This is a genomic window from Hyphomonas sp., assembly GCF_013823385.1.
GTDB lineage: Bacteria > Pseudomonadota > Alphaproteobacteria > Caulobacterales > Hyphomonadaceae > Hyphomonas.
Window position 1 is genome coordinate 1 of sequence record NZ_PNMA01000009.1, and the last position, 25307, is coordinate 25307.

At 59.5% G+C, this 25307-nt stretch carries 23 protein-coding genes; 18 read left to right on the forward strand and 5 right to left on the reverse strand.

From position 1 onward, the window contains the following. The 8 genes from C0456_RS07400 to C0456_RS07430 form a co-directional block, all read left to right on the forward strand. Window positions 1–761: hypothetical protein (locus tag C0456_RS07400; protein WP_291050152.1), on the forward strand; the 761-nt coding region annotated here is incomplete at its 5' end. Window positions 762–763: 2 nt separating this feature from the next. Continuing rightward, window positions 764–1231, forward strand: a complete 468-nt coding sequence (locus C0456_RS07405) for a GIY-YIG nuclease family protein (RefSeq protein WP_291050154.1) — start codon at window positions 764–766, stop codon at window positions 1229–1231. 346 nt (window positions 1232–1577) lie between these two features. After that, complete coding sequence (locus C0456_RS07410; protein ID WP_291050155.1) at window positions 1578–1814, forward strand: DUF6538 domain-containing protein; 237 nt, start codon at window positions 1578–1580, stop codon at window positions 1812–1814. Further along, window positions 1771–2313, forward strand: coding sequence for a hypothetical protein (locus C0456_RS07415; RefSeq protein ID WP_291050157.1), 543 nt, complete (start codon window positions 1771–1773; stop codon window positions 2311–2313). Before C0456_RS07410 ends, C0456_RS07415 begins: the two co-directional genes overlap by 44 nt. A gap of 116 nt (window positions 2314–2429) precedes the next feature. Further along, on the forward strand, window positions 2430–2837 hold the full coding sequence (locus C0456_RS07420) for a hypothetical protein (protein WP_291050159.1): 408 nt from the start codon (window positions 2430–2432) through the stop codon (window positions 2835–2837). Continuing rightward, window positions 2783–3097, forward strand: coding sequence for a hypothetical protein (locus tag C0456_RS20900; RefSeq protein WP_367179227.1), 315 nt, complete (start codon window positions 2783–2785; stop codon window positions 3095–3097). The genes C0456_RS07420 and C0456_RS20900 overlap by 55 nt, the downstream gene beginning before the upstream one ends. A 196-nt stretch (window positions 3098–3293) precedes the next feature. Beyond that, window positions 3294–3845, forward strand: coding sequence for a YSC84-related protein (locus C0456_RS07425; protein WP_367179228.1), 552 nt, complete (start codon window positions 3294–3296; stop codon window positions 3843–3845). Between the two features lie 588 nt (window positions 3846–4433). After that, window positions 4434–8807 carry a CheR family methyltransferase gene (locus C0456_RS07430; RefSeq protein WP_291050163.1) on the forward strand — a complete coding sequence of 1458 codons (4374 nt, stop codon included), beginning with the start codon at window positions 4434–4436 and terminating at the stop codon, window positions 8805–8807. On the opposite strand, the gene C0456_RS07435 is transcribed toward C0456_RS07430, so the two are convergent. The 4 genes from C0456_RS07435 to C0456_RS07450 all read right to left on the reverse strand — a co-directional run bounded on the left by C0456_RS07435 (window position 8794) and on the right by C0456_RS07450 (window position 11232). After that, the gene (locus tag C0456_RS07435) at window positions 8794–9426 is read right to left on the reverse strand and encodes a heme-binding protein (protein ID WP_291050165.1); all 633 of its coding nucleotides are present in this window, start codon (window positions 9424–9426) and stop codon (window positions 8794–8796) included. The two genes, C0456_RS07430 and C0456_RS07435, sit on opposite strands and share 14 nt — an antisense overlap. 14 nt (window positions 9427–9440) lie before the next feature. Next, window positions 9441–9899: a hypothetical protein gene (locus C0456_RS07440; protein ID WP_291050167.1), complete on the reverse strand. Its 459-nt coding sequence runs from the start codon at window positions 9897–9899 to the stop codon at window positions 9441–9443. Between the two features lie 2 nt (window positions 9900–9901). After that, window positions 9902–10210, reverse strand: a complete 309-nt coding sequence (locus tag C0456_RS07445; RefSeq protein ID WP_291050169.1) for a hypothetical protein — start codon at window positions 10208–10210, stop codon at window positions 9902–9904. Between the two features lie 80 nt (window positions 10211–10290). Next, the gene (locus C0456_RS07450; RefSeq protein WP_291050171.1) at window positions 10291–11232 is read right to left on the reverse strand and encodes a sigma-70 family RNA polymerase sigma factor; all 942 of its coding nucleotides are present in this window, start codon (window positions 11230–11232) and stop codon (window positions 10291–10293) included. A 113-nt stretch (window positions 11233–11345) separates the two neighbouring features. Here C0456_RS07450 and C0456_RS07455 point away from each other — a divergent pair, with 113 nt between their 5' ends. From C0456_RS07455 to C0456_RS07465, 3 genes are all read left to right on the forward strand, one after another. Continuing rightward, complete coding sequence (locus tag C0456_RS07455; protein WP_291050173.1) at window positions 11346–11699, forward strand: DUF4398 domain-containing protein; 354 nt, start codon at window positions 11346–11348, stop codon at window positions 11697–11699. 12 nt (window positions 11700–11711) lie between these two features. Then, window positions 11712–12605 carry an OmpA family protein gene (locus C0456_RS07460; protein ID WP_291050175.1) on the forward strand — a complete coding sequence of 298 codons (894 nt, stop codon included), beginning with the start codon at window positions 11712–11714 and terminating at the stop codon, window positions 12603–12605. Window positions 12606–12920: 315 nt separating this feature from the next. Further along, window positions 12921–13574 (forward strand): Crp/Fnr family transcriptional regulator, encoded by a 654-nt coding sequence (locus tag C0456_RS07465; RefSeq protein ID WP_291050177.1) that lies wholly within the window; start codon window positions 12921–12923, stop codon window positions 13572–13574. A gap of 144 nt (window positions 13575–13718) precedes the next feature. On the opposite strand, the gene C0456_RS07470 is transcribed toward C0456_RS07465, so the two are convergent. Beyond that, window positions 13719–13973, reverse strand: coding sequence for a hypothetical protein (locus C0456_RS07470; protein WP_291050179.1), 255 nt, complete (start codon window positions 13971–13973; stop codon window positions 13719–13721). Between the two features lie 1044 nt (window positions 13974–15017). Here C0456_RS07470 and C0456_RS07475 point away from each other — a divergent pair. The 7 genes from C0456_RS07475 (at window position 15018) to C0456_RS07505 (ending at window position 25127) form a co-directional block, all read left to right on the forward strand. Further along, window positions 15018–15755 carry an ABC transporter ATP-binding protein gene (locus C0456_RS07475; RefSeq protein WP_291050181.1) on the forward strand — a complete coding sequence of 246 codons (738 nt, stop codon included), beginning with the start codon at window positions 15018–15020 and terminating at the stop codon, window positions 15753–15755. Then, window positions 15752–18142 carry an ABC transporter permease gene (locus C0456_RS07480; protein ID WP_291050183.1) on the forward strand — a complete coding sequence of 797 codons (2391 nt, stop codon included), beginning with the start codon at window positions 15752–15754 and terminating at the stop codon, window positions 18140–18142. The genes C0456_RS07475 and C0456_RS07480 overlap by 4 nt, the downstream gene beginning before the upstream one ends. Before the next feature lie 11 nt (window positions 18143–18153). Further along, the gene (locus tag C0456_RS07485; RefSeq protein ID WP_291050185.1) at window positions 18154–19380 is read left to right on the forward strand and encodes an HlyD family efflux transporter periplasmic adaptor subunit; all 1227 of its coding nucleotides are present in this window, start codon (window positions 18154–18156) and stop codon (window positions 19378–19380) included. Window positions 19381–19588: 208 nt separating this feature from the next. Beyond that, window positions 19589–20356, forward strand: a complete 768-nt coding sequence (locus tag C0456_RS07490) for a glucose 1-dehydrogenase (RefSeq protein WP_291050187.1) — start codon at window positions 19589–19591, stop codon at window positions 20354–20356. Window positions 20357–20533: 177 nt separating this feature from the next. Continuing rightward, window positions 20534–23245 carry a cation-transporting P-type ATPase gene (locus tag C0456_RS07495; protein ID WP_291050188.1) on the forward strand — a complete coding sequence of 904 codons (2712 nt, stop codon included), beginning with the start codon at window positions 20534–20536 and terminating at the stop codon, window positions 23243–23245. Between the two features lie 247 nt (window positions 23246–23492). After that, window positions 23493–24068: a sigma-70 family RNA polymerase sigma factor gene (locus tag C0456_RS07500; protein WP_291050190.1), complete on the forward strand. Its 576-nt coding sequence runs from the start codon at window positions 23493–23495 to the stop codon at window positions 24066–24068. A 36-nt stretch (window positions 24069–24104) separates the two neighbouring features. After that, window positions 24105–25127 (forward strand): FecR domain-containing protein, encoded by a 1023-nt coding sequence (locus tag C0456_RS07505; RefSeq protein WP_291050192.1) that lies wholly within the window; start codon window positions 24105–24107, stop codon window positions 25125–25127. The last annotated feature ends 180 nt before the right edge of the window (window positions 25128–25307 follow it).

Below are 25307 nucleotides of genomic sequence, written 5' to 3' on the forward strand. Positions count from 1 at the left end.
GTAGGTTCCTCAAGAGATATATTCTTCGTTCAGACGCTCATGGCTTTGTCGGCCGTGTAGTGGATCTTTCGATTGTTGGAATGCATTTCGACACATACGAAGAGCTTTGCGAATATGAAGACGCGAAGTATGTCTGGGATGTGTACAATGCGCTTTGCTCGGTAAGAGACCGTGTTGAATCGCTAAACATGGTTGCGGCCATGTTATGGCCGAAAAATCTACCGGAAGATTTTAAGCACTTTCCAGTATCTCGATATGAGTGGCTTAGAATATCAGTAGACGTATTTCTGGTTCGATACATTTCTGTAGTTGATTGCCTGATTATTCTTGCGAGCGAGGTATTGGATACCGGGTTGCCAATCAAATCTTGTACATTGAACAACCTGAAAAAAACGTCGGCGCCAGCTTCAATTATTTCGCACTTGGACCTAATGATCGGCGACCAGGGCGAGCTTCGATCTGAACGTAATCGACGTGTGCATCATGGACTGGAGCGAGCCTTTAGTTCTGACGATCAAATTCTTGAAATGGGAGCATTGTTTGAGCATCGGTATAGCACTGCTCGCGGCGAAAATGGCCGCCCGTTACCGGTAAACAAGTTGTTTAGAGAAGGGCTCGTCGAGCTCCAGCGTGACTTCAACGCTGCCTCTAAGTTACTCGTGCGAAGGATCGACGTTCTGTATGATATGCTGTCAACAGCGTTTGAAGAACGATTTTGCGAAAGACTTGAGCGGAGATTGTCAGAACAAGGAGGAGGTTAAAAATGTGCTTCAATGATATTGGAGGCATCATTCCTGTATGGCAGCTTCACCGGGTTGATCCAGGTTTTGTCTACATAATTGAGAGCCATGGGAAATATAAGATTGGAAAATCTAAACACGCAGTGCATCGCTTGAGGGCAGCGAAAACTTGGCTACCCGATATGAAGCTGATTGGCTTTAAGCCATTCTGGGGGGGCTCTCATCACGAGCGAATGATGCATGTCGGGTTTGCCAATTATTGGTACTCCGGTGAATGGTTCAGCTTCCCGGAAGACGACGACGTCCGAGAGCTGTTGATTGAAGGATTTTGCGCTTTTTCAGACCACCTGCCGGACCGGAACTCGATTGACTTCATTTATTGGTTCAACGGTAGTGGCATGGCTGAATTCGTAATGGAAATGGGCAAGCAGAAGCTCTCGCTTCCGAAATTTCAAAGGCAGGAATCCGATGAGCAAAAACGCTCTTTTTAAGCTGAGGGGGATTAATTACCGTTCGAAAGCGCCGCGAGCAGTCCTGGTAGGTTTTGGCGTGATTGCCTGATCACTAGCAAGCAGTGTGAACAGTTCCGAGCTAAAGATACTCTGGTACAATAACTGGTACGTTGGGCGTTTTGGTTGGAAAATTAGCTTATATATTTCAATGGAATAATTGTTTTGGGTTATTCTCCCTTCCTCTCCGCCAGATCTTATCTCCATATGATCAAATAACTCCCTGAAAATACGAAGTTAATTGGCTTGAATTGCTCTGGTGCACCCAGTCGAGCCTGAACTGCTGCACATATTGCTGCACATTCTGCTGCACACTGGCGGAGCGGCGATGTCTGTTTTCAAGCGGGGCTGCAAGTACCAGATGCGCCGGCGGGTGCCGCAGCGCTATGGCGGGATCGAACCCCGGGACATCATCTGGATCAGCCTGCACACCGCTTCTGAAAGCGTTGCCCGGAGCAAGGCGGACCTTGCCTGGGCCCAGCTCACCGAGGCCTGGGAAGCGCGGCGCGCCGGGAATTCCGGTGAAGCGGATCGGAAAGGCAGAGAAGCCGGCGATCACCGTTGAGGCGGCCCTGGAGCTCTACTGGCCCCTGGCGCGGGAGAAGGTGCTCGGCAAGAGCGAGGACCAGCTGCGCCGCTGGAAGACCCCCAGGATCAGGGCGGTGCGCAATTTCGTGGCGGGGGCCGGCAACAAGGCGATCAGGGAGGTCACGCGGGACGACCTGCTCGACTTCCGGCAGCACTGGCTTGAGCGGATCGAATCCGGAGAGGTGACCCCGAGTTCAGCCAACAAGGACCTCATCCATCTCGGCAACATCCTGAAGACCGTCAACACCATGAAGCGGCTCGGCATCGATCTGCCGCGGGGCGAGAGGCGCAACGCTGGAGCATGTGCACAAGCTGGTGCTGGGGATCGCGATCCGAGGCGCCGGACACTTGCAGGCGGCTTCGCGCGCATTGTCCCGGTTGTGAGGTATGGCCTCGATCTCGTGATGATCAGTTCCAGAAGCTCCGCCGACTGCAGGTATGACTCCTTCTGCGAAAATGATAGTGACTGCGCGTAAATCCGTGATTGCGGCGCCGCTGTGGCAGATCGTGTCTCGAAATCTTCCCGGCCGGTAAGAACTCATGGTCTGGTCAGGCACAAATGGCCCGATCTTCCCGATCGGGAAGATTTAGCATGATCAGTAACGCGACGGAATTCGGCCCGATGGTAGCCCGCGCCCGCAAGGCGCTGGGCATAACCCAGCGCGAGCTCGTCCTGGCAATCAATGCCGGTGAGCGCTTCATCGTGGACCTTGAAGCGGGCAAGCCAACCGCCCTGCTGGGGAAGGCGCTCGCTGCCGCCCGGGCGGCAGGTGTGCGCCTTGAAGACGTCTCTGGCAACAGATCAGGCGGAGCCCCGGGGATGAACCTGCGTGTCTTTGCCAATGGGATGAAGGTTGGCGCGTTTCGTTCCGGTGAGACAGGCGTGTCCTTCCAGTATGCCACTGGGTGGCGGCGCCACGGGGCGCTTTCCCGGTCTCGCTGTCCATGCCGCTCCGCCAGGAGATCGCCGGACCTGAGATTGCCACTCCCTGGCTCATGAATCTCCTGCCGGAAGGCGAACCGCTGCGGGCGATGACCCGCGCGTTTGGTCTGGGGGCGGAGGACATAGCGGGGCGTGGCGGCTCCGGACCCAGCCGGGGTTTTGCCCGGGCGGAAGAGAAGAGGAAGCGTCCGCATGGGCTGAAAGCGCGCCGCCGAGAGCGGCCCCCGCCTGCGATGCGAATGTATTATCGGCCGGCGACTGCGCCAGCTGCCCGCTGGTGCCCTATGGCCGCTCGCGTTCATCGAAGCGTTCATTGATGGACTGCGTGCGGAGTGTAGGCCGGCAATAAGCCCCTTGTTTCATGCAGAGGATGATCTGGCCTGGCGCCATGCGCGTTGTTTTCGGCTTTGAAGTGTAGAGCCGTCTCCGTAGATTCCGACCCTGCCCGGCTGCGGTAGGTCCCGATAGGAATGAATTGTGTTCGTGGCGAACCCACAGGAGCTGACGATGGCAATGCTTAGATATCTGTTTTTGAGTGCGCTTACTGGGGCGGTTTTGACGTTGACGGGGTGTACGTCAACACCGCCGTCTGCGGCGACCACCAGCAACATAGACGCGATGAGTGTTCAGGCGCTGGATTCATTGACCAGCAACAATGCCGCCGCGCGCGCCATTGCCAGCAAATCGAGAGCCGTTCTGATTTTTCCTTCAATCACGAAGGCAGGGTTCGTGCTGGGCGGCGCGTATGGCGAAGGAGAACTACGCCGTGGCAGGGAAGTGGCTGGTTATTACAGCACGTTTACGGGATCGTGGGGCCTTCAGGCGGGCGCGCAATCCTATGGTTATGCCGTATTCCTCATGACCAAGGAAGCCGAAGACTACGCACTTGCGGCCGATGGCTGGGAAATTGGAGTCGGGCCTACGGTCGTCGTCGTCAATCAGGGCCTGGCTGAAAACCTCTCTTCGACTACCCTACAGGATGACGCCTATGCCTTCATCTTTGATCAGAAGGGTCTGATGGCCAGTATAAGCATTGAAGGTACCAAGATTACACGCATCAAATAGTCTGTACCTTTAGGGGACGCCGCATTGGCAAGATGGGAACAGTAGATTGCTCTCTCCTGCTTCCAGATTGCCAGTGCGGTAGCTCTGTCCGTATAAACATCATTTTTTTGTCGTTCGGTGTCTAAGTAAAGTGGGGCTCAGGGCGTGCTTTGGACAGTCGAAATGTACTGGCCGGAGTTAGGTATTGGGGCTTGTGAGTTCTTATACACTCGGCATTTCATCCATGTACTGATTGTACTGACGGCAATTGCAGAAGCGGCGATGGCAATGACCTGACCGCCAGACACTCGGTTGGCTGGAAGCGAGTGCATTTTGGCATTGCCGTTGCGCCGCCATACCAATCAGGCAAGCTCCGGCCTAGGGGTTTGTCCGGATCCCGGGGCCAGTGACTGGATGATATGGTTAGTTGGCAGTTTGTTTGGGATTGACTGCTTCACCGGATATGGGAGCTGACAATATTCAGGCCCGCCCGGTTCTTCCGGTGCCGACTTTGGCCGGATCGCATGACAAGACGTCCGAATATTTCCCGTTCAGGCTGTGAAGTGTGGTAGGGATGAACATCAGCGATCGCGCTGAGGGTGCAAATTAATGCCAGAATCAAGACCACCCTCTTCGGGAGAGGGAGCCATTCCAGGTATTGCGGCTTCTCAGCCGGGCGTATCGGAATTGGAGAAGAAGGCGATTCCTGTCGTCGGAATCGGCGCGTCAACCGGCGGCCTTCATGCCTTCATTCACTTGCTCGAGGCCGTGCCTGAGCGAGCGGGAATGGCTTTTGTCCTCATTCAGCACCTTTCGCCGGACCATGAAAGCATGATGGCGGAGTTGTTGGGCGCCAGCACGCATATGACCGTTCGCCAGATTGACGCCGACATGGTGATCGAGCCGGACTGCGTTTACGTAAATGCGCCGGGACAAGACGTCTCCCTGTCGGAAAATACGCTTCTGGTGACTGATCGTCCTGCGAAGAGGGCGGATCGCCTGCCATTTGATACCTTCCTGATGTCTCTTGCCCTGGAGCGCGCCGGTCAGGCCATGTGCGTGGTGCTTTCCGGGATGGGGCATGACGGAAGCAAGGGTTTGAAGGCGATCCGGCATGTCGGAGGTTTTGTGATTGCGCAGGATCCGGCGGAAGCTGAGGCCGACGGCATGCCACAAAGCGCCATTCAGACCGGAGATGTGGACGCTATCCTTTCGGCAGCCCTTATTCCTGCCGCGCTGATGAACTGGAACAATCTTCCCGACCGCACCCGCAAACTTCGCACCAAAGCTGCGGTTGACGACGAGCCTGACTGGTTGAGCCGGATTCTGAAGATATTGCTGGAGCGAACCGGTACGGATTTCAGCCTCTATAAGCCCGGAACACTTGTCCGCCGGATTACGCGGAGGATGTCCCTGTTGTCGGCAAAAACTCTGCAGGGTGCAGATTATCTCAAGATACTTCTGGACAGCCCGCAGGAGTGTGAGGCGCTCGCGGCGGATTTGCTGATCAATGTAACGCGCTTTTTTCGCGACGGCGATGTGTTCCAGTTTCTGGAAAGCAGTGTGATTCCCGAACTTGTAGGCAATCACAGGGATGACCGGCCCTTCCGGGTCTGGGTTGCGGGCTGCAGCACAGGTGAAGAAGCCTGGTCGCTCGCCATGCTGCTGCACGAAGCGATAGCGTCCGACGGCCGGAACATAAGGCTGCAAATCCTCGCCTCCGATATTGATCCGGATGCAATCGCCACCGCAAGGGCGGGCATCTACCCCTCATCTATCGCCGCTGACATTTCCGCCGAAAGACTGGCTCGCTTTTTCACGCCGGACGAGCGCGGGTACCGGGTGCGGGACGACTTGCGCGCCCACGCAGTGTTCACGGTGCAGAACCTGCTTACCGATCCACCCTTTGCCCGGCTTGATCTTGTCTCATGCCGCAATGTCCTCATCTATCTGGGCCCTGAGGCGCAGGCCAAGATCATCTCGCATTTCGAGTTCTCTCTGGTTGCGCGTGGAATCCTGTTGCTTGGCTCGTCCGAGACAGGGGGAGACATCAGCGGCAGGTTCGAAGTGGTTTCCAAGCCGGCCCGCGTCTACAGGCGCGTTGGCCGCACCTGGCAGCCTGAAGCCCATACTCAGGACTTTTTTAAGGATGCTTATCCTGAACCGCCTCGCTTCTTCCTTGATCTGGAGCCTACACCGGATGTGCGCTTTGCCGATGTTTGCCGCCGGGCTGTATCCCAGCATTACACGCCTGCCTCCGTACTTGTGACGAGGGAGGGAGCATGCCTTCACTTCCTCGGCCCCGTCGACCGGTTTCTGGAGGTTCCTGAAGGCTCGGCCTCTCTGGACATTCTGCCGATGGTGCCGCTTTCACATCGCGCCGCCCTTCGAGCCGCCATCGAAGAGGTCGGACAAGACAATCCCTACATTCAGATTGCGGGTTTAAGCACGCTCGAGTCTGGCGCCGAAAAGCCGTTCAGTACGGATGTCAGGTATACGCCCTCAGAGTCTGATGAACTCATTCTGATCACATTCCACCCTTCGCATCTGCCTGACCGGGAAGCTGGGCCGGATTCTGCGGCGCCCATTGGCAGCGAAGCGCTCCGGCTGGCTGAGATTTCTGGGCTGAGGCGGGAAGTTGCCCATGCAGGCCGCCTTGTGGACCAGGCACTGGAAAGCGAACGCAAGACCCGGCGAGAGTGTGTGCGATTGAATGAAGAGTATCAGTCTACGAATGAAGAGCTATTAACTTCGAAGGAAGAGCTTCAGGCCCTCAATGAAGAGCTGACAGTCCTGAACAGCCAGCTTCAGGAAACAATCGAGCGCCAGCGCACGACCGCAGACGACCTGACCAATGTTCTCAACAGCACAAATGTGGCGACCCTGTTTCTGGATCTCAATCTCTGCATCCGCTTCTTCACCCCCGCGACCCGGACGGTGTTCGGTGTCATCGCCACGGACATCGGCAGGCCAATCTATGATCTCCGTCCGTTGGCGTTGGATACATACCTGCTTGATGAGGCCAGAAAAGTTCTCGATTCAGAAGAGCCGATCGAACGCCAAATCTCGACATCTGAGGACATATGGTTCCTCAGGCGCATACTGCCCTACCGGACGCATGCCGGCCAGGTCGAAGGTATCGTGATCACTTATGTGAACATTCAGGAACAACATCTGGCGAATGAAACGCTCAAGGCCGCTATCTTCAAGGCGGAGCAGGCGATTATCGCCAAGAACCGGTTTCTCGCATCGGCGAGCCACGATCTGCGCCAGCCTCTGCAAACACTGACTTTTATTCACAGCTTGCTTTCCCGCAGCGCGGAAGCTGAAGAGGTGCGGCTCCTCGCGAGCCGGATGCAACAGGCCGTCAGCGCGATGTCCGGCATGTTGGATACAATGCTGGACATCAATCAGATACAGGCAGGGATCATAACCTACGAGCTCGAAAACATTCCGGTTGCCGAGATCCTGTCAAACCTCTTCAACGAGTTTTCATACCACGCGCATGCCAAAGCACTTGAGTTGAGAATGGCTCGTTCGAGCGCGGTCATCCGTACCGATCGCCGGCTTTTTGAGCAGATGATCCGGAACCTGCTAAGTAATGCCATCCGGTATACGGATACAGGGCGCATTCTTATTGGTTGCCGCCGGCGAAACGGCCGCCTGCGGATCGAAATCTGGGATACCGGCATCGGCATCTCAGAGAGAGAGCTTCCCAAAGTGTTCGGCGAATACCATAAGGTGGGCACCGGGAACCGCGTCTCATCCGGGGGCGTGGGTCTGGGCCTGTCTATTGTCCAGAGGCTTGCCGGCCTTCTGAGCCACAGCATTCACGTCCGCTCCTGGCCGTCCAGAGGGTCAATGTTCTCCATCGAAGTCGACCTGGCCAGTGACGCTCCCGACGAAGCAAGGCGGCATTCCGGCGATGCCGTATCCTCGGTGCAGGCCAGCCCCCGGCTGACAGCCCGCATACTGCTCGTTGAGGATGAGCCGGACCTGCGCCAGATGCTTGAGATTCTGCTCAAGAAGGCCGGTCACGATGTTGTTTCAACAGCAACGCTGGAGGAGGCCATGGAGGTAGCGGCGTTGCGGGCGGGGTATCCTGATCTTGTGATCGCCGACTACAATCTTCCCAATGGCCGGAACGGGGCCGAACTGGCGCGGTTGCTCCGGCGGCAGAACGCTTCGCTTCCGGTTATTATCCTGACAGGTGACATATCCGCTTCCACCCGCAGCCTGATTGCGGGCGAGGGGCTCACCCAGATGAACAAGCCTGTCAGTGCAGGCGATTTGGAAGACCAAACCCAGGCCATGCTGCGCCTGCAAGAGGGGGGCTCTGAAAGCACTTCTCGATATGAGCCGCAGGTCACCTCGGGTATTCACGTCGTTATTGTAGACGATGACCTGAACTTCTGTGAAACACTTTCGCTGCTGCTTCGGGCGGATGGCATTCCCACATCTTACTTCGCCTCAGGGGAAGCCTTCCTTGGGCAATGGAATGACCTCGATACCCAAGGCGGGGAAGTCTGCGTTCTCATTGATGCTTATCTTGGCGGCATCAGCGGCTTTGATGTTCTGGCGGCATTGAAGAAAGCCGGATCGAGGGCGCGGTCTATAATGATCACCGGGAACGGCGATGTGAGGATGGCAGTGCAGGCGATGAAGTCAGGTGCCCTCGATTTCATCGAGAAACCTGTGGAACTATCCAGTCTTCGGGCTGCCATTGACCGCGCGATTGCCATCGGCCGGTACACCCTTCCGCGTCAGGAAGCCGATCCGGATGCTTCAAGACGTTTGGAAAATCTGACCCCGCGGGAGCGCGAAGTGCTGGAGCGGATTCTGTCAGGTCAGCCCAACAAGAATATTGCGGCTGATCTGGGGATCAGTCAGAGGACGGTCGAAAGTCATCGGGCGTCGATAATGGTGAAATCCCAATGCAAGTCATTGCCGGAGCTTGTGCGTCTTGCGTTCATGGCGTCCTGACCACATGCGCGCGGTATCCACGGCCTCGCGCTGGATGGTAGTATTTTAGACGGTTTCCCGCCGGCCAACCTGGCAATGGTATCGAAATTTCTGTCAGTATACCGAATGGTCCACGCTTTGATACGCGAAGCTGAGAATTTCTGACAAGAGGCGTGGATGCAAGGTTTCGGATTATAATGAAAGTTTGAAGCTGCTCGGCATGTTTCTTTATGTTGTGTAGCGAAGGCGCGCCGGCAAACCAGATCGTGGCTGAGCGCACAGGTGCGATCGTTCGCAGATGCAGACGGGGATCGGCAGGCTGGGGAAAATATCCCCTGGAGGCATCATCCGGAAAATCAAACCTGACAACCGGTTTTCCCCTTACCCGTTCTGCTTCCGCAGGTGCGGCAAGAACCCATTGGTCATCCGCCGATTGCTCCACGGGTGCCCGAAGATTTATGGGGCGGTGAGAGGCATTGCGGCCTGACAGGTAGTCAATGAGGATGAGATAACAGTTCTCTTCAGAAGCGTCTTCGCCCTCAACAATGTCGATTTCCGCCGACAGATGCTCCGGGATTTCCCGGATCTCTATCCGGCCCTCCCTCAGTATTGTCCGTCCCCGATGGTTTTGCGTTTCCATACCATCGGATCCTTTCAATTTGTGGTTCTGCTGCCGGGAAGTCTTTCTGCATCGTCCATGATCTTTATGAGGAATGGGCTCAGTGCCGCCGGGAGGCTCACAGAACCAAGACCTGACAGCAAGGCAACAAGAAGCGCGGCCATCGGACTGTCAGGCGCCATGCGTTCGGCAATCCGCATTCCGCGGGCCACGACGTCGTCTGATCCCGTCATTTTCTCCGTATCAGAGGCTTCATTCTTTGCCTCTGGTCTGGCCGTCATGCTGCGGCTTACAAGATAGCCGAGCAGCGATATGCAAATGAATACTCCGCCGGTAATCGCTGCCGCCAGCGGCTGCGCGACGATCAGCGCAAACCAACCCCACACCGCGATGCTAAGCCAAACAAGGCCAAGCATCGCAATTGTGCTGAGTGCCACCAGGAGCAGGATGCGCCCCAGCGCACTCTCAGATTTGCGGATTGCATAGTTGAGCATGCTCAGCGACGACCTGACAGCATCATGCCAATGAGTACACCAATTCCGGCAACCACACCCACGGTAAGATTTGGGCGCTCCTGAAGGGACTGGCGGACAAATTTGATGACCTTCGAGGATTCATCTTCGGCAAGGTGCGCCAGCTGGCGAACACCGTCCTTGGTGTCCGACTGAGCAGCCTCTGCGAGTGCACCAATGTCTTTGGCTGCGGTGCGAGCTGCCACGGCGGTGTCGTGAAACGTCTCGGCAGCTGCGGTGGCAGTGTTCTTGGCGCTTTTTACAACAGTATTGGTGATGGATTCGTTCGACATTTTAATGCTCCGGGAGGCAGATGCGTAAGTGACAGGATCGTCACGCAGGCATCACACATATTTAATGTTTTCCGCGCGGCTCACACAGGCTCGGATTGTACGGGTTGCCTGTGCATCAATCTCGCCGTCGTATCCCCGGCCCGATCCGTACCACCTGCAAGCAGGGCGAGCTGATCCATAAGGTCGTCGATCGCGTCGCCGGCACTGAGAGTGGAGTTTGAGATCAAGCCCTGCTCGCTCCCTAACATGAGTTCAGCCAGCCGGACGCGCGCCCGCGACACTCTGCTTTTGATCGTACCTACTGCGCAGCCGCATACCTTTGCCGCTTCGATGTAGCTTTTGCTGCCAACCCCGACGAGAAGTATTGCTTCACGCTGGTCCAAAGGCAGCAATCCAATCGCGTGCCTCAGGGACAGCAGCTCAAGCCGGTGGTCGAGGTTGCATTCTTCTGAAGCAAGATTGGCGATGATATCGTCGGACAAAGGTGTCGTTCGCCAACTGCGCCGCTTATGTGAAAAGAATACGTTGCGCAGGATCGTGGTGCACCAGGCTTTCAGATTGGTGCCTGCCTCAAAACGGCTACGTGCCGCCCATGCGTTGAGAAGAGTTTCCTGGATCAGATCGTCCGCCAGACTGCTGGACCGGCAGAGCCAGAGCGCATAGCTGCGTAACTCAATCATCTGGCGGGCGAGATCGACGCTGAAACTCTGCTGGCCCTCTTGGGCGGGGCGTATTCCCGGGTTTGCCGGAACGCCAGCGGCAACGGGCAGGCCGTTAGGAAAACGGACGGGCAGCGCAGGTCTTTCCGCCGGCTGTCTCACCGGCCAGAGACGACCGGTTTCAGGCGTTCGTACGACATTCTTCCTAGCTTGAGAGATCATTGGAAACCTCGACTTTCGCATTTGTGCGCCAAATCCGGCGTCAGCATGAGCAATGATGAAAGGCCAGCTCTGGTGCGCCTTCCCACTCAGGTTCATTAAAGAATACACAACAAACTGATCTCGGTTAGCTTCGGGAATCACGCAGGCCGTCTGCCGTGGAAATAATCAGGAGCCGGAAGGGAACCATTCGGCTCACCCGGCACTAACAGGAAACAGATCACGCTCCGCCAATGGAGCGGCTGAGGAGATTTCCGATGAGTAAGATTTTTGCAGCGACCCTTCTGGGGCTCGCATTACTGGCTGCACCTGCGGCATTTGCCGATCCTGCCCGGGATGAGCTGATCCGGACTGAAGCGCAGATCGCTGCGCTAAACACAGCGGATGCATCAACTGCCGCCCCCGCGAATTTCAAGGAAGCCCAACTCCGGCTCAGTGAAGCGCGCGCTGCAGAAGACAAGAACAAGGACAAGGAATCCATATGGCGCTCTACGGAGGCATCGCTTCAGGCAGAAATTGTCCAGGAAAAAATCAAGCTTCGCAGTCTCCAGCGAACAGTCTCTGAAATCGAGATTGGCATCGCCACGCTCCGCCGTGAACTGAACTCATAGAAAGTGACGACGATGAAACGCCAACAAACACAACAAGCCGGGCTCACAGGAATCGCCCTTGTTCTTGCCCTGGGCGCCTGTGCTTCTGCGCCGGATGCGAGCCCCCGGCTTCTCGCGGCTGAGGCGTCTCTGGCGCAGGCCAGAACCCAACCGGCAACCATGCAATCGGGCCGCTCTGCAATCGAAAGAGCAGACATAGCAATGGCAGAGGCGCGTGAGTACTACATGCGCCGCAAACAGGATGAGTACATTCACGCAATCCGTATGGGGGAGGGGTATGTTACCCTTGCTGAAACGCGTGGGCTTCAAAGTACCTCAAATGCGCGTATCGCGGCCCTCAATGCGGAACGCGCAGAAATTGTCTCGCAAGCCAGATTGCGAGACCTGGCAACGGCCAGAGACAGGGCAATGGTTGCCGAGAAACGGGCAGACCGCTCAGAAGTGGTTGCTGCCGGGGCAGTCGCAGACAGCGAAATCTCGGAAGCCGGCCGCGTCTCGGCTGAAGCCCGCGCTACCACCCTGAGAGAAGAACTTGCCGAATACGAACAATCAAGAACAGACCTCGGTGTGACGCTTATCCTTAGAGACCTGCAGTTTGCTTCTGGATCTGCGGTGCTGACCAGCGGTGCAAAAGGACGTTTGTCACCTTTGGCCTCCTTTCTGGCCAAGCAGCCCGAAGCGCGTATCCAGATTGCGGGCCATACTGACTCACAAGGCACTGAAGACTACAATCTGGGCCTCTCCGAACGCCGGGCAAGGTCGGTAGCGGCCTACCTCATTTCTACGGGCGTCGATGCCGGGAGGGTCACCAGTATTGGCTTTGGTGAAAGCGTTCCATTGTCGTCAAATGATACCGCCGCAGGCCGGGCGATAAATCGCCGCGTGGAAGTGACAATTATGGACTGAGGTTTTTGTTCGGCGAAATATTCGGGCTCCTCATTAGCCAGCCCTAAGAGGGGAGGCGGCTGCAGGGGCACGAATCCGCCTGACGGCGATATCGGTTCTTGTTTCCTGAAGCTTATGGAGAGTGAAATGCCGCGCAATGCAGACCGCGCCTTTCGCGCAGAGGCGAACCTCCGGTCTCAGGTGCCCAAGCCCGATTCCCTGGAGACCGGACTGGATATATCGGGCGTGCGACACTCGAGCGTTCTGCCGCTGCCTGAGGCTTTCCGGTACAAGCTTGAAAGATACGCTCGCCTGAGGGGACGCGCGCCCAAATCTATGGACGCGCTGCTGAAATCAAGTCGTGGGTTTGAACCTGGTGTGCAGCTGCTTTGCCAGGGTGAGCGCGCCGGGCAGGTGTTCATCGTCAAGCAGGGTTGGACATTTACCAGCTGCTCACAGCCCAATGGAACCCGTCAGATTCACAACGTGCAGATACCGGGGGATGTGGCCGGCTTGCAAAATCTTCTTATGCCCTTCACGCTCTGTGACCTTACAGCCATCACACGCGTTGAAGCATGCGAGATCGGCGCAGATTGCCTGGCAGAGGCTGCGGCAACAGATCCTGAACTTGCGCATTTCCTGCTCTGGCTTCTGGCCTGTGAAATCGCAGTGGCGGGCGAGCGCCTGATTGGCGTCGGCCGCCGGACAGCGATCGAGCGCACAGCCCATTTCATTCTGGAACTTGCGGCCCGCCTGAAGCTTGCAGGTTTGGAAACAGAGAATGCGTTTGCCTGTCCGATGACACAGCACCTCTTTGGCGATTCGCTGGGTTTAACGTCCGTACACGTAAACAGGATGATGCGGGAACTTCGTACAGCAGGCCTCGTCCACCATCAATGCGGCTGGCTGCGGGTGCTTGATCGGGAGAGACTTGCGCGGATGGCAATGTTTGACAGTGCCTATCTTGATTATCCGGCTCTGGCTGGCTGAAGAAACGGAAACGGCACCGCTGGGGATACCAGGGTGCCGTCATTCCAATGCTCCCCCGGCTGTAGCAGTCTAGCATTTTCCGCCAGATCGGGAAGCCGGCGCTCAATCTTGCGCGGGGCCGTTGGAGTTCAGAAACAGTTCGACTTACTTGAGCGCCCGGGCCGCTTCCTTGAGTTCACGCATAGCCTCGGTGTTATTGCCGGATTTCTGCGCTTTCTCAGCAGACTGATAATGCTTCAGAGCGTTGGCTTTCTTGACGCCTTCCGGCGCCTCGTCCCAGGCGGTCTTCACCGTCTGCATTTCGGTGATCACACCTGATTGACTGTCATTGGAAGAACCTTCTGCCGACAGCTGAGTCTGAGGAACGATGGGGTCTTTGTTCGTGTTCTGATCGGTCATTTTCGGTTTCCTTGTATTTGTGCCTGGACTCCGGTGGTGGCGCCCGCGCACACTTCTGCTGACGGGTCACCGTCAGCAGAAAAGCAAGTGTATGTCGTCATCGGAATTGGCGCATTGATTCAGGTTGGTTTCGAACCAGATAGTAATTTTTGGGTCATTGGCATTTCACCTGACTTCACTTGCGGAACCCGCCTCATTCGTCCGGCAATGCGGATCCAATGCCAGATTCACATTCGACCTCAGATCTCCGCAGGAATTCTGGGTGAAGCGGGCGCGCCGATGCGGCAGTGTTCAAGGGATGCCTAACCATTGGATGTCAGCACTTCGAGACACGTGGCTATCCCTTTTGCCGCTCCGTACCGGCACCCGAGCGGCCAAGCTAAAGAGGCATTGAACGCAAGCCGTCGGCAGCAATATCGCCGCCGCGCGCATTTGTCCTAGGGCATTTGGATTATGCATCAACAAACATGTCGAATCCGGCGAGCCTGGTGCTATGGATCATTTGATAACTGCTGCACGCCGGATGAGTAATGAAAAATAAAAAATGCCTTATGTTATTCGTCCGTTGACGGAAAATTATTCCTCTCCGCCACTTTCCTGGAAAGTTGAAACAAGACAAACGCCTATCGCGGCGGGTAACCGTCTTATGAAGTCGATGAAGGCTTCCTGCCGTCCGGGCGGCTGGCGGCTGATGTGGGCAGATCTGCAAGGGTATCTCTGGGCGGACGGTATTGCTGGCAGGCTGAGGCAGACTTTTGGGGAGTTTATCTCCCCGGTGCCTCAAACGAAGGTGGTCCTGATACGTGAGGCAGCAGGCACACATATTCCAGGGCGCGGCCGGGTGGGATGCGTAGGCTAACTTGAAGTTGACGAAGCACGGTTGCGCCTGCCTGCGGGAGGCGCAGTAGAATGGCCTCCTCAGGGGCGATATTTCGCACATAGGGAGAACTACCTAGGGCCCCTCCGGCCCGTGTCCGAGTATGAAGCGGATGTGAGGCTTGCAGGCCTCTGCCTGGGCGCCCACACTTCCGGAGCGAGGGTTTCATGCCGCAAACAGCCGCCCCAGCCCTTACTGATACGGGCAATTGTTTCGAAGTCCGCAGGCTCCGGCGCGTCTATGGGACCGGGACGGCGGCGGTGCATGCGCTCCGCGGGATCGATCTCGACCTTCCCAAAGGCGAACTGGTCGTTGTTCTCGGCGCTTCGGGTAGCGGGAAGTCGACCTTTCTCAACATCATCGGCGGCCTCGACCGGCCGACCGAGGGAACGGTGCTGTTCCGGGGGCAGGATATTTCAAAAGCTACAGACCGAGCGTTGACGGACTACAGGCGCCGCCATGTCGGATTTGTTTTCCAGTTCTACAACCTCATGCCCAGCCTGACCGCCTGGGAGAATGTGGCGCTGGTGACGGAGATTGCCGAAAACCCCATGCCCCCCCTTGAGGCACTCGCGCTCGTCGGGCTGGAAGAGAGGGCGAACCATTTTCCAGCGCAGCTTTCGGGCGGCGAGCAGCAGCGCGTTGCCATCGCGCGCGCGGTTGCCAAACAGCCGAATGTCCTGCTGTGCGACGAGCCGACGGGCGCGCTCGACTCCCGGACAGGGGTACGCGTGCTCGAAGCGCTCAAGACCGTGAACGAAAACCTCAACGCCACCACGCTGCTGATCACGCACAATGCGGGTATCGCGGCGATGGCCCATAGGGTCATAGAGTTCTCTGACGGACTTGTACGGGAGGTTAGAGAGAACCGGAGCCGGATCAAGCCCAGCGAGATTTCCTGGTGAGCTTCGTTCATCTTCCCGCCTGGCTTGGCATTCTTGATCGCAAGCTGCTGCGTGATCTCTGGGCCATCCGCGTGCAGGTGCTTGCGATTGCGCTTGTGATTGCGGGCGGTGTGTCGATCCAGCTCCTGTCTGCAGGCTTGATGACCTCTTTGCAGGAAACCCGGCGCGTCTATTACGAGCAGTCGCTGATGGCGGATATCTGGGCGCCGGTGGTGCGCGCGCCAGATCGCAGCGTCCAGCCGCTCGCCGAGATTGGCGGTGTCCAGGCCGTGGAGGCGCGCATTCGCATGCCGGCCAGGATTGACGTGCCGGGCAGGGCCGGGTTTGCGGCCGGCGAGCTGATTTCGCTACCCGAGGGCCGGGAAGCGTCGGTGAACCGGCTGTATCTGGAAATGGGACGGCTGCCGGATCCGCATCGCCGCGACGAGGTAGCCGTGCTGAAGGGGTTTGCCCTCGCCAATGGGCTGTTGCCCGGAGACTTTCTGGATGTAACCGCGCAGGGATCGCAATTCAGGGTGACGATCACCGGATTTGTTCTGTCTGCAGAACATGTCTACAGTATCGCGCCGGGCCAGCTTGTACCCGATGAAGCCGAGTTCGGTGTGCTCTGGATGAGCCATCTGCCCCTGGCCCAGCTTACCGACCGCCGGGGCAGCTTTACCGAGGCAGTCTTCCGTCTGCGCGATCTTGCGCAGGAAGCTGCGGTGATTGCCGAGATTGACCGGATACTGGCGCCCTATGGCGGCCTTGGGGCTTATGGGCGCAAGGATCAGCTCTCCGATGCGTTCGTCTCAAGCGAGATCGACCAGTTGCAAACGCTGGGGCAGGTTGTGCCGCCGGTGTTTCTCGCTGTGGCCGCATTTCTCGTCTATGTGGTCGTCTCCCGCCTGGTTCAGGTGCAACGCCCTGCCATCGGGCTCCTGAAATCCTATGGCTACAGTGATCTTGAAGTGACGATGCACTATTTCCGGCTGCTGATGATCATCGGTGGCCTGGGGCTTCTGATCGGCATCCTGCTCGGCGCCTGGTTTGGGCACCGGCTGACGGCCATGTATATCCGCTATTATGATTTTCCGTATCTCATCTTCCGGGCCAGCCTGACGGACTATGTGATTGTCTGCGCGGTGTCGGCTGCGGCTGTTGTGGGCGGCGGGCTGGTCGCCGTCCGGCGGGTGGCCCGGCTGAACCCTGCCGAGGCGATGAACCCTCCTCCGCCGCCGGACTTTTCGCGCGGCGCAGGCACCTGGATCACGCGGTTTGACTTCATCGATCAGCAAACCCGGATGATCCTGCGCCAGATCGTGCGCTGGCCGGGCCGGGCCGCGCTGACGGTGAGCGGCGTTACCGCATCGCTCGCGCTGCTGATCTCGGTGATGACCATGACCGATGCCATGCAGCACATGATCGCGACCCATTTCGCCGAGGCCAACCGGTACGACGCCGCCGTGATCTTCAATGAAGCGCGCGACGCCCGCGCTGAACGCGAGATTGCCCGCATGCCGGGGGTGACAATGGCAGAGCCCTTCCGGGCCGTACCAGTCAGGATCGAGGCAGCCCAGCGCAGCGAACGGGTTGCGCTGATGGGTGTGGTGGAGGGCGCCGAACTCTCGCGGCTGCTGGACGCGAAAGGGCGGCCCGTGACGCCCCCGCCGGGCGGTCTGGTCCTGTCGTCCGATCTGGCCGCGCGGCTGTCCATAGCGGCTGGCGACGACGTGCGGATCAGTGTTCTTGAGGGGCGCCGTCCCGTGCGGACCCTGCCGGTGTCTGCGATTGCGGAAACCTATTTCGGCTCAGGCGCCCAGATGGAAGCGGGGGATCTGGCCCGGCTTCTGGGAGACAGCCAGCTGGCCTCGGGTGTCTATCTTCGCCTTGACCCGGCATTGGAAACAGCCGTCCATGACAAGCTTCGCGACGCCCCGCTCGTCACCGGTGTCACGCTTCAGAACCAAGCGCGGGAACGCCTGTCGCAACTGATGGATGAGAATCTCGGCGTGTCGCTCGGCGTATTCGTCATCTTTGCTGCCGTGATTGCGCTCGGTGTGGTCTACAACACCGTGCGGATCAGCTTCATCGAGCGTCAGCGCGAACTGGCTTCCCTGCGCGTGCTGGGCTTCTCCCGCGGCGCCGTCTCCTACATCCTGCTGGGGGAGGTGGCGCTGCTGACCCTCCTGGCCATCCCCTTGGGCCTGATCGCCGGGGCGGGCTTGTCCGTCTATTTCTCTCACGCCATGGCATCTGACCTGTTCCGGCTGCCGTTCATCATCAACCCGGCGACCTATGCCTTTGCCACGCTTGTCATCCTTGGCGCGGCGGCCCTTTCGGGCCTGCTCGTGCGTCATCAGATTGACCGGCTGGATCTCGTCGAAGCTCTCAAGGGCCTTCAGTAATGGAGAAGCCAATGCCTTTCCGTCTCCCGCAATTCGTGTTCCGGCATTATCTCTGGGCCGGCGCAGCGATCATCCTGGCCTTGCTGCTTGTCTTCGCCTTCCTGCCCCGCCCGCTGGAGGTCCAACTCAGCGAGATCACGCGCGGCGAGGTCAATGTCGAGGTCCGGGAGGAAGGGCGCACCCGCGTCCGCGACATTTATCTGGTCTCCGCGCCTCAGGCCGGACATCTCCTCAGGATCGGGAACCCGGTGGGCGAGACCGTCCAGGCCGGGGAGGTCATCGCCGTGCTCCTGCCGGGGGAGTCTGCATTGCTCGACCCGCGCAGCCGGAGTGACGCCGAAGCCGCGCTCAGGGCGTCGACCGCAGCTTACAGCGCCGCCGAGGCCGGTCTTGCCGAAGCCGACGCCGCGCTTGAACTCGCCCGGCGGGAAGCTGAACGCGCAGAAACGCTGTTCGCCAGGGGCGTGTCGGCCCAGGCGGCACTCGACAGGGCACGCACCGAACTGGATGCCTCCCGGACCCGGCGAAACGCGGCGGCAGCAGGCGTTGCCCGGGCGGCGGCAGAGAGAAACGGCGCCGCGCAGCGGCTCACCCCGCCCCGCAACGGTCAGCGGGAGGCCGATGTCATCGACATCCGCGCGCCTGTCACGGGAAGGGTGCTGCGGGTCCTGCAGGAAAGCGAAGCGGTCATCGCCGCAGGTGCGCCCATTCTCGAAATCGGCGATCCGGCCAGCCTCGAGATTGTCGCCGAATATCTGTCCGAGGACGCCGTGCGCATCGCTGCCGGCGCGCCTGTCCGGATCGAAGCCTGGGGCGGAGAGGGGCCCCTGGATGGACGTGTACGGATGGTGGAGCCTTTCGGCTTCCGCAAGATATCTGCCCTTGGCATCGAGGAGCAGCGCGTCAATGTGATCATCGATTTTGCCGACACTGACGCCGACCCGCAGGTGCAGCGCCTCGGGCATGGCTACCGGATGGATGTTTTCGCTCTTGTCTGGTCAGGCAGTCATGAATTACGCGTGCCGGTCGCCGCGCTTGTGCGCCAGGGCAGTGGCTGGGCGGTCTTTCGGGAGGAGAATGGCAAAGCGCTCCTCACCCCTGTGACCATCGGCGCCCAGGATACGCGCCATGCTGTTGTGGCATCCGGTCTTTCCGAGGGCGACCGTGTGATCCTCTATCCCGGCCGGGATATTGAATCCGGCACGTCAATCCGTGCACGCAAAAATCAGAGCCAGTGAGCGCAGGAATCGTCGTTCCGGGAGCAGGATCGGCGCTTTATGAGTAGTTTCCCTTATTAACCCCCTCCTGCTGTTTGCTAGCCTGCGGTTCATCGGTTCAATTTGTGTGATCTGCCGGGCGGACAACAGATGTCCCCCAAAGGCGCGCACAGCGATTAGCCTGCGCAATCACCTGCGCGGGCGGAACCAGAAAAGGGAGGCATGAGAGATGGCAGAGCTGGAATTTGCCGGTCAGGTAGCACTGGTTACGGGTGGTTCATCAGGTATTGGCGCGGCGACCGTGAAGGCGTTCTGCAAGGCTGGGGCGGCCGTCGTCATTGCCGATATTCTGGATGCCGAGGGCAAGGCGCTGGCCGCAGAACTGGCAAAGGCCGGTCATCGCGCAGTCTACCAGCATTGCGATGTGACGCGCGAAGGTGACATCGCTGCGGCTGTGGAATGCGCCACCGGAACATTCGGCGCCCTGCATCACGCGTTCAACAATGCCGGTATTGAGGGCGAGGCCGCGCCGGTCGATCAGGCAACGAATGATGATTGGGAGCGCGTCATCGCGGTCAATCTGCGCGGTGTGTGGTGGTGCATGAAGCATGAGATCCCGGCCATGCGTGCGACGGGAGCGGCCTGTTCGATCGTCAATTGTTCGTCGATCGCCGGCCTCACCGGCTTTGCAGCTATCCCGGCCTATGTGGCGAGTAAACATGGGGTGGTCGGCCTCACCCGCAGCGCGGCGCTCGACCTGGCAACAGGATCAATCCGTGTAAATGCAATCTGTCCCGGCGTGATCCAGACCCCGATGATCGACCGGTTTGCGGGCGAAGACGGCGCAGCCCGTGAGGCGCTCACATCGGGCGCGCCGATGGCGCGGATGGGCACGCCCGAAGAGATCGCGCGCGCGGTGCTCTGGCTTTGCGGCCGGGGCGCGAGCTACATGACCGGGCAGGCGATCGCCGTGGACGGCGGCTGGACGGCCCGGTAGGGGCTGCAGGTAATGCGAGGAGGGGCGTGAAGCATGAAACGGGCCGCAAGGGGGGGTGATTGCCTCTCGCCTCGGATCGCACACGCGCCTCATCCTTGCCACTGCCGCCGGTGAAATGCGCCACGCTCAGAGACATCCGCCCAGGAACTGACTGACTCCAACCGCAGGCTTCCGAACATGACCGACATTGCGACATCTCCCCCGGCTGCCGCGCCGGCCTATCATGCCCGCCCCATTGCCGATGTCGTGTCGGCGCTCGGCGCTGATCCGAGGCAGGGGTTGACCGAAGCTGAAGCTGCGGCCCGCCTTCAGAAATACGGCCCCAACCGGTTGCCTGAGGGAAAGCGGCGCCATCCGGCGCTCCGCTTCCTCGCCCATTTCCACAATGTCCTGATCTATGTGCTGATCGGGGCGGGTATTGTGACGGCTTTTCTGGAGCACTGGATCGACACCGCCGTCATCCTGGCTGTGGTGGTGGTCAACGCCGTCATCGGCTTCATCCAGGAAGGGCGCGCCGAACAGGCGATGGACGCGATCCGCGACATGCTGAGCCCGCACGCCTCGGTCCTGCGGGGCGGGCACCGTATCTCCGTTGACGGAGAAAATATCGTGCCCGGCGACATCGTGCTGCTCGAAGCGGGAGATAAAGTGCCTGCCGATTTGCGCCTCATTCAGGCCAGCAATCTTCAGGCCCAGGAAGCGATCCTCACCGGCGAGTCCGTTCCGGTGGCCAAACATGTGGATCCGGTGGCGGAAGCCGCGCCCCTCGGCGACCGGAAATGCCTCCTCTTCAGTGGCACCCTGCTGACCTCCGGCACAGCTCGCGGCGTTGTTGTCGCCACCGGCCAGGAAACCGAGATCGGCCGGATCAGCGGCCTTCTCGGCGAAGTGCAGACGCTGACCACGCCTCTGGTCGCCCAGATGGCAGGCTTTGCCCGCTGGCTCACGGTGATGATCCTGCTGATATCGGCGGTGCTGCTCCTCTTTGGCTATTTCGTCGATCATTTCGAATTCATCGATGTGTTCATGGCAGTGGTCAGCCTGGCGGTGGCCGCCATTCCCGAAGGGTTGCCCGCAGTTCTGACAATCACCCTCGCCGTTGGCGTCCAGGCCATGGCGCGCCGCAATGCCATCGTCCGCCGGCTGCCTGCGATCGAGACGATCGGGTCGGTCTCCGTTATCTGCAGCGACAAGACCGGCACCCTCACCCGCAATGAAATGGTCGTCGCATCCGTTGTGACATCTGCGGGCACAGCCGAGATCGGTGGGGAGGGCTACGCGCCTGCCGGTCCTGTCACCGGGCTTGACCCGGCCAGCCTCGTCCCGCTCGCCCGGATCGCGGCGCTCTGCAATGATGCCAGCCTCACGCAGGCGGAGGGCGACTGGCGCGTGGAGGGCGATCCCATGGAGGGCGCCCTCATCGCGCTCGCCGGCAAACTCTCTGTTCCCCGCGACGAGGTAGAAGCGCAGCATCCGCGCATTGCCGAAATCCCGTTCGATTCCAGCACGCGCTATATGGCGACGCTTCACCGGGACGAAGCCGGGCGGGGCCTTGCCGGCATCAAGGGCGCGCCTGAGCGGATCGCGGCGATGGCAACCCTTCAGCGCGCCGCCGATGGCGGCACCGAACCTGTCGATCCCGCCTACTGGCAGAAGATGGGCGATGAGATCGCGGCGCGCGGCATGCGTGTTCTGGCGCTCGCCGAAAAGCCGCTTGCCGCGCCGCCGGATGAATTTGATCCGTCCACGCTCGAAACCGGTGTCGTTCTCCTCGGCCTCGTCGGCCTCATAGACCCGCCGCGCGCCGAGGCGATCGAAGCGGTTGCTGCCTGTCATGGCGCGGGTATCGCGGTGAAGATGATTACCGGCGATCATGCGGGCACTGCCGCCGCCATCGGCCGCCAGATCGGCCTCATCAATCCGGACGAAGTGCTCACCGGCGCCGATCTCGACATGCTGGACGACGCCCAGCTGCAGGCGCGGATCGAGCGGACCAACATCTTCGCCCGCACCAGCCCCGAGCATAAGCTGCGCCTTGTCATGGCGCTGCAGGCGCGCGGTCTCAGCGTCGCCATGACCGGTGACGGGGTGAATGACGCCCCCGCCCTGAAGCGGGCCGATGCCGGCATCGCCATGGGCCGGAAGGGATCGGAAGCGGCCAAGGAAGCGGCTGACCTTGTGCTCGCCGACGACAATTTCGCCTCCATCGTGGCCGGCGTACAGGAAGGCCGCACCGTCTACGACAATATCAAGAAGGTCATCAGCTGGACCCTGCCGACCAATGCCGGCGAGGCGGCCACGATCATGGTCGCCCTGGTGTTCGGCTTCGCCTTGCCGATGACGCCGGTGCAGCTTCTCTGGATCAATCTGATCACCGCCGTCACGCTCGGTCTCGCGCTCGCCTTCGAGCCGACCGAGAAGACCACGATGCGCCGTCCGCCCCGCCCGCGCAGCGAGCCGCTGCTCACCGGCGAACTTGTCTGGCATATCGTTCTGGTATCCACCCTCTTCCTGGCCGCCGTGTACGGTATGTTCCTCTATGCCAAGGATCAGGGCTATCCGATCGAGCTTGCCCGCACCATCGCGCTGAACACGCTCGTTGTGCTGGAGATATTCCATCTGTTCTTTATCCGGAATATCTATGGGGCATCGCTGACCTGGGCGGCTGCAAAGGGAACCAGGTTCGTCTGGTTCGCTGTCATCGCCGTCACAGCAGGGCAGTTCGCGATTACCTATGTTCCCTGGTTGCAGCAGATTTTCGGCACGGCGGCCGTGCCGCTGCAGGACGGCGTTCTCATCGTCGCCGTGGGGGCGGCCTTCTTTGCCATCATCGAAACCGAGAAGCAGATACGCCTGCGCGTCGCCGGCCTGCGCGGTGTCCATGCCTGAGGCGGCGCGCGGGACATTCGCGAAGGGGGCCGCGATCCTGCCGTGAATGCAGGCGTTTGAGTGTGTTCCAGCCCTATCGAAGCTGCGGATGGCTGGCTGAAATGCGGAAATGTGGCCGTTCGGACCCGGCATTGACCGGATTGTGCGCAGATGGCCGCCTCGCAAAGCATATCCGGCCGGGCGCCTTGATGCGGCGCGAGAAAAGCGCAACACTTCTGAGGTGTTACAACAGATGCGGGCGTTGGACGTGAGCAATTCACCTGTGGGGTCTCTGCCAATAGACCAGAGCGGCCGGCCGGCACCTTCCGGCGGCGGGCGGTCACATGCGGTTGCCATTGAGGAATTGTACCGGACCTACTGGAAGGACCTTTGCCAGCAGCTCCGCCGGGCATTTGGCTCTGGCCCGCCTGAGCCGGAAGACGTTGCGCAGGCCGCTTTTGCGCGGTTTGCGGAGCTTGGCGAGGCGGTGCAGGTTCGCAATCCGCGGGCATTGCTGCTGGTGACTGCCCGGAACATTGTTCTGGATCACAAGCGCCGCAATGGGCGCCATGCGGCCTATGCCCGGTCGATGCAGGCGGAACTCCTCAATGCGGGCCAGGATGATATCTCGCCGGAACGCGCTCTCCTGGACATGGAGCGGCTGGAGATTGTAAGGCGCGCCATTGATCAGCTGCCGCACAAACAGAAAGTCGTCCTCAGCCTCCACCGGCATCGCGGATATACCTATCAGCAGATCGTCCAGGAAACCGGCTGGTCGTATGGGGATGTCTACCGTCAGATGGAATCGGCGCTTGCCTCGCTCTCCGAAGCGTTGAAAAGCTGATCGAAATACCAACCGGCCAGGGATGGGCTATCTGACGTGACTGAGGACAACCGCAAGGGAAACGGGATAGAGGCTGCCGCCCGCAGTTGGGCGGTCTACCTGCATTCCGGCGATGCCCGGCCGGAGAAGGTCGCGGAGTTTGATGCCTGGCTTGCGGCAGACCGGGCGCACTTGCTGGCGTTCCGCCGCTATGAAAGATTGATGAGCGATCTGGCGCTGATCCCGGAGCTGGGCGATGTCGACATCGCCGCAGCGCCGAAGCTGCCGCCGGGCCAGCGTCCGCGCGTTCATCGTCCCCAGCAGCTGATCACGGCCCTTGCCCTGATAGTGGTGGTGCTGGGCGGCGCATTCGTGGGATTGCGCGGGGCTTCGCCCGGTTCCTCGCCGGTGGCTGATCCGGCGTATGAAACGATGATTGCGGAAATCCGCGATATTCATCTGGCCGATGGCAGCATCGTGACCCTCGGTGCCCGCTCGCGCATCGAACCGGCATTTACCGACACGATGCGGATCGTGAAACTGCAGGAGGGGGAAGCCTTCTTTGATGTGGCGCCTGATCCTGAGCGTCCATTTTATGTTGAAGCCGGGGACCGCCTGATCCGCGTGGTGGGAACACGTTTCGATGTGCGCCAGGGCCCTGACACCGTAAGAGTGGCCGTGGTGGAGGGGATCGTCGAAGTGCTTCAGGCCGAGACGCCCGCGCAGGCGGAGGCTTCACGCCAGGTGATCGAGAAGAACGTGCTGCAGGCGGGAGATGAAGTCGTCGCCCGCATCGGGTCTGTCGAGGCCACCCTCGGCGCCATAGAGCCGGCGGAGGCGGCGCCCTGGCGGCGGGGATGGCTGACCTATGAGGATGCGAGCCTCGCCGAGATCGTGTCGGACGCCAATCGCTACAGCCGGCGGCAGATCATCCTCAAAGATGAACGTATCGGCGACCTGCGGATGACGGCCGCCTTCAGTGTCGAGAAGATTGATCAGTTCGCCGCGGGCCTTGAGGTCACCTATGGTCTCAGGGCGGATTATGCCGACCCCACCAGGATCATCCTGAGCGGTTCGTGACGCCGCCAACCCCCCAGACGCGCTTAAAAGTTGGGTGAGCTCTGCTTAAAACCTGCGCATATCCCGGCATGTGTAAGAAACATTCAACGCAGAACCTCATTTATTTTGGATAATTGGCATCGCACGCTCGTCCTCACTTATGAGGGCTGCCTGCAGGGGGCGCCCATATCGGGGTTACAA

Bases quoted from the DNA above. Each gene is read 5' to 3' on its own strand.
- C0456_RS07405 (WP_291050154.1), top strand. From the start codon at position 764: ATGTGCTTCAATGATATTGGAGGCATCATTCCTGTATGGCAGCTTCAC.
- C0456_RS07410 (WP_291050155.1), top strand. From the start codon at position 1,578: ATGTCTGTTTTCAAGCGGGGCTGCAAGTACCAGATGCGCCGGCGGGTG.
- C0456_RS07420 (WP_291050159.1), top strand. From the start codon at position 2,430: ATGATCAGTAACGCGACGGAATTCGGCCCGATGGTAGCCCGCGCCCGC.
- C0456_RS20900 (WP_367179227.1), top strand. From the start codon at position 2,783: ATGCCGCTCCGCCAGGAGATCGCCGGACCTGAGATTGCCACTCCCTGG.
- C0456_RS07425 (WP_367179228.1), top strand. From the start codon at position 3,294: ATGCTTAGATATCTGTTTTTGAGTGCGCTTACTGGGGCGGTTTTGACG.
- C0456_RS07430 (WP_291050163.1), top strand. From the start codon at position 4,434: ATGCCAGAATCAAGACCACCCTCTTCGGGAGAGGGAGCCATTCCAGGT.
- C0456_RS07435 (WP_291050165.1), bottom strand. From the start codon at position 9,426: ATGGAAACGCAAAACCATCGGGGACGGACAATACTGAGGGAGGGCCGG.
- C0456_RS07440 (WP_291050167.1), bottom strand. From the start codon at position 9,899: ATGCTCAACTATGCAATCCGCAAATCTGAGAGTGCGCTGGGGCGCATC.
- C0456_RS07445 (WP_291050169.1), bottom strand. From the start codon at position 10,210: ATGTCGAACGAATCCATCACCAATACTGTTGTAAAAAGCGCCAAGAAC.
- C0456_RS07455 (WP_291050173.1), top strand. From the start codon at position 11,346: ATGAGTAAGATTTTTGCAGCGACCCTTCTGGGGCTCGCATTACTGGCT.
- C0456_RS07460 (WP_291050175.1), top strand. From the start codon at position 11,712: ATGAAACGCCAACAAACACAACAAGCCGGGCTCACAGGAATCGCCCTT.
- C0456_RS07465 (WP_291050177.1), top strand. From the start codon at position 12,921: ATGGACGCGCTGCTGAAATCAAGTCGTGGGTTTGAACCTGGTGTGCAG.
- C0456_RS07470 (WP_291050179.1), bottom strand. From the start codon at position 13,973: ATGACCGATCAGAACACGAACAAAGACCCCATCGTTCCTCAGACTCAG.
- C0456_RS07475 (WP_291050181.1), top strand. From the start codon at position 15,018: ATGCCGCAAACAGCCGCCCCAGCCCTTACTGATACGGGCAATTGTTTC.
- C0456_RS07485 (WP_291050185.1), top strand. From the start codon at position 18,154: ATGCCTTTCCGTCTCCCGCAATTCGTGTTCCGGCATTATCTCTGGGCC.
- C0456_RS07490 (WP_291050187.1), top strand. From the start codon at position 19,589: ATGGCAGAGCTGGAATTTGCCGGTCAGGTAGCACTGGTTACGGGTGGT.
- C0456_RS07495 (WP_291050188.1), top strand. From the start codon at position 20,534: ATGACCGACATTGCGACATCTCCCCCGGCTGCCGCGCCGGCCTATCAT.